Raw genomic sequence first — 7,641 nt, 5'->3', positions numbered from 1 at the left:
TCGGCACTGACATTCATCGACACACTGTTGAGTTCTCAAAGAACACGCACACACCGTCACTACCGTTTGCACGGTAACTTCGGGGCTTACACGCTCGAACCCCAGACATGACTCATTACTTTCGAGCCTTGCCTGGGTTGTTCAGTGCACACTCCGTACAACCTCGTTGCCCCAGTCCGTGAAGACCGGGTCGGTGTCCGTGTCGCTCTGACTCGACAAAAGTTACGCGAAGACCAACGCTTACGCAAATCGCCTGGTCAGATGTAATTTTCGTGTGAACATCTGCCGCATGCCTTGATCAGACGATCGCTACGGCATCGATTTCGACCAACATCTCTTCCCTGGGCAGTCCTGTGAACACTGTGGTGCGACTCGGTAGAACGTCCCCCGACGTATGTGCCGACACGAACTGGCCGTAAGCGTCGTTCATGGTCGAGAAGTCCTCACGCTTGGTCAGATACACCCTCAGCATGACGACGTCGTCGAATGTCGCACCGCTGGCCTCGACGATCGCTTTGACGTTCTCGAGTGTGCGGGTCGTCTGCGCGGCTACATCGCCTGGATACAGGTATTCACTGGTGGCCGGGTCGACCGGCCCCTGCCCCGAGACCTGAACGAACGGCCCCTTCCGGACTCCCTGGGAAAATGTGTGGGCAGGTGCGGGCGCACCTGTGGTGCGGATTTCGATCTTCTCACTCATTGTGTTCCTTCCTTCGAGCTCTGGTTCTGTGTTCTGTGGTCCTGGGCTTCTTGCGGGTGCCATCCCAATCCTGCGGAGATCGCCGCCGCGGCGTGCTGCACTTCGGGGAGCGTGGCAAGCACTTGCTGATGATCGAGCACCATGTCGGGCACGGACATCGACACCGCTGCCACCACATCACCGGTTCCGTTGCGTACTGCGCATCCGATGCAGTTGACGAAGGACTCGTGCTCCTCGCGGTCTTCGGCGAACCCCTGCTCGCGCACGAGGTCGAGCTCGCGAAGGTAACGCTCGGCCGTCGTGATGGTTCTTTCGGTGAACGGCGTGTAGGTGATGTTGCGTGCAATCTGCACACGCTCCGCCTCCGGCCGCGCCGAGATGAGGACCTTCCCCACAGCTGTGCAGTGGAGTGGCGCAGGCTTTCCGATTCGCGAATACATCCGCACGCTCTGCTGGGCGTCGAACTTGTCGATGTAGATGACGACGCCGGCCTCGTAGGTGGCGAGGTGGACGGTTTGGCCGGTGATCGCGTTCAGTTCGGACAAGTGCGGCCGGGCGATGCTCCGAACATCCCGCTGTTCGAGCGCATGGGTGGCGAGCTCGAACAGCCTGGATCCGAGCTGATATCGGTGATCCGCGTCGTGCTGGACGAATCTGTCGGCTTCCATCGTGCGAAGCAGCCGCAGCACGGTCGTCTTGTGGACCTCGAGGACCGACGCCAGCTCGTCGAGCGACTGAGGTCCGTCGCCGAGCAAGCCGAGAAGTGTCATTGCCCGCGCCAGACTCTGACTCATTTCGACACCTCCGAGTGACGCGCGGCTGTGGCCGCGTAGTCCAGCCTTGCCCAATCGGCATCGGCCAGTTCGGCCAGTTTCGACAGCACCGCCAGGGGAAGCACCGAGGCGATGTCGTCGTGCCCGGTCAAGGCACCCGCCGCGCACAGGTGACCGAACCGAACGCGCTCGACGGAACTCCTACCCAACAGCAATCCGGTCAGATATCCGCCCGCGAACGCGTCTCCGGCACCGATCTTCTCGACTACGTCGAGCTTCAGCGCCGGTACGTCGACCCGAGAGGTTCCCTCGAATGCCGTCACGGTGTGCGCGTCGTTCTTGATCACCAGGTGGTGTGGTTGCGGAAACATCTCGCGCAGCTCGGCGGGATCGGATGTGCCGAACACCAGCGCAGCTTCGTCGGCACCCATGGACACCACATCGCTTCCTCGAACATGTTCACCGAGGACATCTGTGGCTGCGTCCGGCCGAGATTTCCACAGCGCCGGCCGATAGTTCAGATCGAAGCTGCGGATGGTGGGCAGATCCATCAAGTATCTCGTCAGGTCGGCGGCGGTATCGGAGATGGCCACGGTGATTCCGGTGAAGTGGATCAGGTCGGCACGCGCGACAAGGTCCGCTGCATTCCCGTCGATGTCTTTGGGGGACAGAGCACTCGCAGCCGAGCCGGCACGGAAGTATGTCATCGCACTGTCTCGGCATGCGAGGTCGTGCCGGTCGCCGGAACCGGATCCGCGTTGCTTCACGTACATGCCAGTGGGTCGCTCGTGGTCGAGCGTCACACCGGAGGTGTCGACACCTGCCGCGATCAATTGACCGACCAGATACCGGCCGAATCCGTCATCTCCCACTCGAGAGATCCACGACGCATCGACGCCCAATTGACCGAACACCCTGGCCACGTTGGCTTCTGCGCCCCCGGCTGTGCGGTGGAACGTGTTCGAGTTCTCCAATGGGCCCGGCTCGGCAACCAGAACGACGAGGCCTTCGCCCACACACACCGCTCGTGGTGCTTTCACGTCGATCTCCTCGAACTCTTGCGGGAACGCTGACTTTCGTTGCAGACTACAAAGCATAAACACATTGCGCAACCAGCGTTGCAAAATGCGCAACGCCTTGCGGGTTTTCCGAGACCGAGGAGACGATCGTGATCGACACCGATGCCGTCGAGGCACTCAGCCGACGAGTGCTCGGACCCGAGTACAAGGCATTGCCACCCAGGTCATGGGGGCACACCATCGAGAGCTTTCTCGCCACGTCGCCGCTGCTCTCCGAGTTCACGACGCCCGTCCTCACTCTCGACCGGGCACGCATCGCGTCGAACATCTCGGTCATGGCCGAGTGGACTGCGCGCGCGGGAGTGCTGCTCGCACCCCACGGGAAGACGTCGATGGCCCCGCAACTGTGGAAGCAGCAGCTCGACGCAGGAAGCTGGGCCATCACCCTCGCAACCGGATGGCAAGTTCAGGCAGCACGCGCATTCGGGGTCGAACGCATCGTTCTTGCCAATGCCGAGATCGACCCTGTTGCGTTGACGTGGATTGCGGCCGAGCTGGATTCGCACCCGACATTCGAGTTCTACTGCTGGGCCGACAGCGTCGCAACGGTGCACGAGATGGACCGCATCCTCTCGACGCAAGGAGAACGGCCGGTCGCGGTCGTCGTCGAACTCGGTGGCCCGCACGGCCGAACCGGCGCGCGGACCACAGAAGAAGCGATCTCGGTGGCACGTGCGATCGCGTCGTCGCCGCGGCTGACACTGGCCGGGGTCGGCGGCTACGAGGGCGCACTGAGCCACGACCGGACCGACAGCGGCCTCGCGGCGGTTCGGTCCTATCTCGACAACGTGGCCGCCCTCCATCGCACGATCGATGCCGAGGGGTTGTACGGCGGGCACGCGATCGTGACCGCCGGCGGCAGCGCCTACCAGGACCTCGTGGTCGAGCGGTTGCACTCCCTCACCAACGAGGAGGGAGTACCTACCGACGTAGTGCTGCGCTCGGGCGCCTATGTGGTGCACGACGACGGCTTCTACTCGCAGATCTCACCACTCACTCCCGCCCGCACCGACGCGCCGCTGATGTCGGCGATGCACGGATGGGCTCGGACGGTTTCCAGGCCGGAGCCCGGTCTCGCACTGCTCGATGCAGGAAAGCGGGACTTCCCGTTCGACGAAGGACTGCCTGTCCCCCAATCGGTTCGGGGAACCGAGACTCTCGACTCCGGTGCCGACATCACAGCGCTGAACGATCAGCATGCGTTCCTTCGCCTACCGGCCGAGGACAGCGGGGCACTGCCGGTGGGATCGGTGGTGCGCTTGGGCCTGTCTCACCCGTGCACCGCTTTCGACAAGTGGCGTCTCATTCCCGTCGTCGACGATGCCGACAGCGACGATCCTCGCGTCGTCGATCTCGTGCACACATTCTTCTAGAGAGTCGAAACTTCATGTCCGATATCCTCTTTCGAGGTGCCGACGTCATCGACGGCACCGGGTCTCCGCGACTGCGCCGTGACGTTCTCGTACGCGACGGAATCATCGCCTCGATCGCCGAACCCGGCACCGTTCTCGGTGCCGACAGAATCGTCGATGCGACACCTGGGCAGGTCCTGTCCCCCGGGTTCATCGACATGCACGCCCATTCCGATCTGCGTCTACTGACCGATCCCGACCACTTCCCGAAGATCAGTCAGGGCGTCACCACCGAGGTCATCGGCCAGGACGGCATCGCCTACGCTCCGATCGACGACGCGACGCTCGATGTGGTGCGGCGTCAGATCGCAGGATGGAACGGCAATCCCGTCGACCTCGACTTCTCGTGGCGCTCGGTTTCCGAGTACCTCGCTCGCCTCGACGACGGGATCACCCCGAACGCTGCCTATCTCGTTCCCCAGGGAACACTGCGGTACCTCGCGGTGGGCCCTGATCAGCGACCGGCGACGCCGTCCGAGATCGCCCACATGCAGGAGTTGTTGGCGCAGGGCTTGCACGAGGGTGCCGTCGGAATGTCGAGCGGTTTGACGTACACGCCCGGAATGTACGCGGACACAAGCGAATTACGCGCGCTGTGCGAGGTCGTCGCCGACTTCGGTGGGTTCTACGCGCCGCACACTCGGTCGTACGGCGCGGGCGCACTCGACGCGTACCAGGAGATGCTCGATCTCTCCAGGAAGACGGGATGTGCGCTGCATCTGACTCACGCGACGATGAACTTCGGCGTCAATCGGGGCCGGGCACGAGAGTTCTTGGACCGCGTCGATTCTGCGATCGCGGACGGATGCGACGTCACCCTCGACACGTATCCGTATCTGCCCGGAGCCACCACTTTGTCTGCGCTGCTACCGAGTTGGGCGATGTCGGGTGGCCCGGATCGCGCGCTCGAACGCCTCGACGATCCGGACATGCGTCGACGCATCGCACAGGATGTCGACGTCGACGGGTCCGACGGCTGCCATGGCGTGACCGTCGAGTGGGAGACCATCCAGCTCAGCGGTGTGGCGAATCCGGAGCTCGATCGCTATGTCGGTCGCACGATGTCCGAGATCGCGGCCGAGGCGGGTCGGTCACCGGTGGACGTGTTCTTCGACTTCCTTCGCCGAGACGCGCTGGCCACCACCATCCTCCAGCATGTCGGACACGAGGAGAACGTGCGCGAGATCATGGCGCATCCACGTCATGTGGGCGGCAGCGACGCGATCCTTGTCGGCGAGAAGCCCCACCCACGCGCCTGGGGAACGTTCCCCCGCTACCTGGGTCACTACGTTCGGGACGAGCAGTTGCTCTCGCTCGAGGACTGCATCAATCACCTGACCGGTCGTCCGGCTGCGCGTCTCCGCCTGCGCGCCCGCGGCACGATCGCCGAAGGACACGCAGCCGATCTCGTCCTGTTCGACCCGGCAACCGTGCGCGATACCGCCACGTTCGAGAATCCGAAGCAACAGGCCGACGGCATCAGCCACGTGATGGTCAACGGTGCCTTCGCTATCGACGATCGCCGTCCCACGCACTCTCTGGCAGGCCGTGCCCTGCGGATGAATCCCACCGGAAAGCAGACATCGTGAATGCACTGACCACCATTCTGGAGGACCGCGCACTGTCGGTGGTCCGTGCGCCGCACATCTCCGATCCTGCTGCGTTGGCGAATGCGCTCTCGCGCGGCGGGATTCGGGCCCTCGAATTGACCTTCACCACGCCCGGCGTGCTGGCACTGCTCCGCGCGGCATCGAACGCGGGTGCGGTCGTCGGTGCCGGCACTGTCCTGACCGCCGATCAGGCACGGTCGGCGATCGACGCGGGAGCATGCTTCGTGGTGACCCCCGGGCTGCGGCCCGACGTTGCCGCGATCGTGACCGATGCCGGGATCCCGCTGATGATGGGCGCGCTAAGCCCGTCGGAGGTGATGACTGCCCTCGATCTCGGAGCGGATGCCGTGAAGATATTTCCGGCTCGCACCGTCGGGCCCGCGTATTTCAAGGATCTGCTCGGCCCCTTCCCCGACGCGAAACTCGTTCCGTCCGGCGGGGTCAACGCAGGAAACGCCGCTCAGTTCCTGACATCCGGTGCCGTCGCAGTGACCGCAGGCACCGATGTGGTGCCACCGGCGTCGGTTGCGGCCGGCCAGTGGGACGACATCACCGTGCGAGCGCAGGCGTTCGTGGCGGCTACTAAAACAGACATCAAGGAAGGCTCGTCATGAATTCTGTCGTCGACTGGCTGCGAACCTCAACGCCAGGCCTACTCGTATTGTGCGGCATCGCAATTGCGGTACTGCTCATCGTCATCATCAAGGTCAAGCTCGAACCGTTCATCGCACTTCTCATCGTCGGCCTCGGCTTGGCTCTGGCTGCCGGCTTGCCCGTCAACGAGATAGTCGGCACCGCCATCAAGAGCAACGAGTCGCTTCTCGAAACCGGGTTCGGGGGCATCCTCGGGCACATCGCAGTGATCATCGGACTGGGCACGGTCCTCGGCGCGATTCTCGAAAAGTCCGGTGGCGCGCAGGCACTGACCGCCAAGCTACTGGGCGTCTTCGGGGAACGCGGAGCACCCATCGCAATGGGACTGCTGGGCTTGATCTTCGGCATTCCGGTGTTCTTCGACATCGGCATCTTCGTATTGGCACCGCTGGTGTACGTGGCGGCGCGCCAAGGCGGAAAGTCGTTGGTGCTCTATGCGCTGCCGATGCTGGCAGGGTTGTCCATGACGCACGCCTTCTTGCCACCGCACCCGGGACCGGTCGCCCTCGGTGGTCTGCTCGAGGTGAACCTGGGGTGGCTCATCCTGTTCGGATTCATCTGCGGAATACCAGGATTCATCGCCGCCGGCCTGGTGTGGGGCAACTGGATCGGCAAACGCATCATCGTGGACGTCCCCGAGGACTTCATCAACGACGGAAACGATGCGAGCACCACCGAGGGTGGAGGAGCAGGCACGGTCGCGACCAAGCGCCCGGTCGTCACGACGCCGCCGTCGGTGGGCACCATCGGACCGATCATCGCCGTTCCACTGGTTCTGATCCTCGGTGCCACGTTCGGCAGCATTCTGCTCGATCCCGGCAACCTACTCGAAGTGCTGACCTTCTTCGGCACCCCGGCCGTCGCGCTGCTCATCGCAGTACTGATCGCGTTCTACGTTCTGGGCATTCGACGCGGATCCACGGTCCAGGAACTCAGCAAGCTGACCGGAGAGTCGCTTCGTCCGGTGGGCATGCTGTTGCTGGTGGTCGGCGCAGGCGCGTTCTTCGGAAAGGTCATCTCCGCCACGGGAATCGGCACAGCCCTGGCCGACACCATGGCGGCCGCAGGTCTTCCCATCATCGTGTTGGCATACATCATCAGCTGTGCGCTCAGGGTCGCCCAGGGCTCGGCAACCGTGGCCATCGTGACGACTGGCGGCATAGTCGGGCCCCTGGTGGCAGCCCAGGACTACTCGGCTCCGGCCGTCGCGCTGATCGCCATGTCCATCGCGGCGGGCTCGATCATCGCCAGCCACGTCAACGACGGCGGCTTCTGGATCATCGCGAAATTCTTCAACCTGACCGTCAAGCAGACGCTGCAAACGTGGACGGTCCTCGAGACGATTCTGTCCGTGGTCAGCTTCGCCGTCGCGGGGATCCTGTTCGCAATCATCGCCTAGAGCCAGTGGCGCGG

Annotated in this window: 7 protein-coding genes; 4 read left to right on the top strand and 3 right to left on the bottom strand. The window is 63.6% G+C overall.

Annotation, left to right across the window (positions count from 1 at the left end; translation table 11 throughout):
* Positions 1-298 precede the first annotated feature (298 nt).
* The 3 genes from QM615_RS15930 to QM615_RS15920 are packed head-to-tail and all read right to left on the bottom strand — an operon-like array spanning position 299 to position 2,513.
* Positions 299-700: a RidA family protein gene (locus tag QM615_RS15930; protein ID WP_068050854.1), complete on the bottom strand. Its 402-nt coding sequence runs from the start codon at positions 698-700 to the stop codon at positions 299-301.
* The gene (locus tag QM615_RS15925; RefSeq protein ID WP_149407760.1) at positions 697-1,494 is read right to left on the bottom strand and encodes an IclR family transcriptional regulator; all 798 of its coding nucleotides are present in this window, start codon (positions 1,492-1,494) and stop codon (positions 697-699) included. The genes QM615_RS15930 and QM615_RS15925 overlap by 4 nt, the downstream gene beginning before the upstream one ends.
* Positions 1,491-2,513 (bottom strand): sugar kinase, encoded by a 1,023-nt coding sequence (locus QM615_RS15920; RefSeq protein WP_262498591.1) that lies wholly within the window; start codon positions 2,511-2,513, stop codon positions 1,491-1,493. The genes QM615_RS15925 and QM615_RS15920 overlap by 4 nt, the downstream gene beginning before the upstream one ends.
* Positions 2,514-2,641: 128 nt before the next feature.
* Here QM615_RS15920 and QM615_RS15915 point away from each other — a divergent pair, with 128 nt between their 5' ends.
* From QM615_RS15915 to QM615_RS15900, 4 genes are read left to right on the top strand one after another with little or no spacing between them, the layout of a single operon-like run.
* Positions 2,642-3,925: a type III PLP-dependent enzyme domain-containing protein gene (locus QM615_RS15915; RefSeq protein ID WP_149407762.1), complete on the top strand. Its 1,284-nt coding sequence runs from the start codon at positions 2,642-2,644 to the stop codon at positions 3,923-3,925.
* Positions 3,926-3,939: 14 nt separating this feature from the next.
* Entirely contained in the window at positions 3,940-5,553 is a 1,614-nt protein-coding gene (locus tag QM615_RS15910; RefSeq protein ID WP_149407763.1) for an N-acyl-D-amino-acid deacylase family protein, read from the top strand.
* The gene (locus tag QM615_RS15905) at positions 5,550-6,188 is read left to right on the top strand and encodes a bifunctional 4-hydroxy-2-oxoglutarate aldolase/2-dehydro-3-deoxy-phosphogluconate aldolase (RefSeq protein ID WP_149407764.1); all 639 of its coding nucleotides are present in this window, start codon (positions 5,550-5,552) and stop codon (positions 6,186-6,188) included. Before QM615_RS15910 ends, QM615_RS15905 begins: the two co-directional genes overlap by 4 nt.
* Positions 6,185-7,627 carry a GntP family permease gene (locus tag QM615_RS15900; protein WP_149407765.1) on the top strand — a complete coding sequence of 481 codons (1,443 nt, stop codon included), beginning with the start codon at positions 6,185-6,187 and terminating at the stop codon, positions 7,625-7,627. Before QM615_RS15905 ends, QM615_RS15900 begins: the two co-directional genes overlap by 4 nt.
* The last annotated feature ends 14 nt before the right edge of the window (positions 7,628-7,641 follow it).

The organism is Rhodococcus sp. IEGM 1341, from assembly GCF_030056895.1.
Classification (GTDB): Bacteria; Actinomycetota; Actinomycetes; order Mycobacteriales; family Mycobacteriaceae; genus Rhodococcoides.
Note: the sequence above shows the minus strand (reverse complement) of the source record. Positions and strands in the feature narration are given on the sequence as shown.

Excerpts from the sequence above, each read along its gene's own strand:
- QM615_RS15900 (WP_149407765.1), top strand. The coding sequence starts at position 6,185 with ATGAATTCTGTCGTCGACTGGCTGCGAACCTCAACGCCAGGCCTACTC.
- QM615_RS15925 (WP_149407760.1), bottom strand. The coding sequence starts at position 1,494 with ATGAGTCAGAGTCTGGCGCGGGCAATGACACTTCTCGGCTTGCTCGGC.
- QM615_RS15910 (WP_149407763.1), top strand. The coding sequence starts at position 3,940 with ATGTCCGATATCCTCTTTCGAGGTGCCGACGTCATCGACGGCACCGGG.
- QM615_RS15930 (WP_068050854.1), bottom strand. The coding sequence starts at position 700 with ATGAGTGAGAAGATCGAAATCCGCACCACAGGTGCGCCCGCACCTGCC.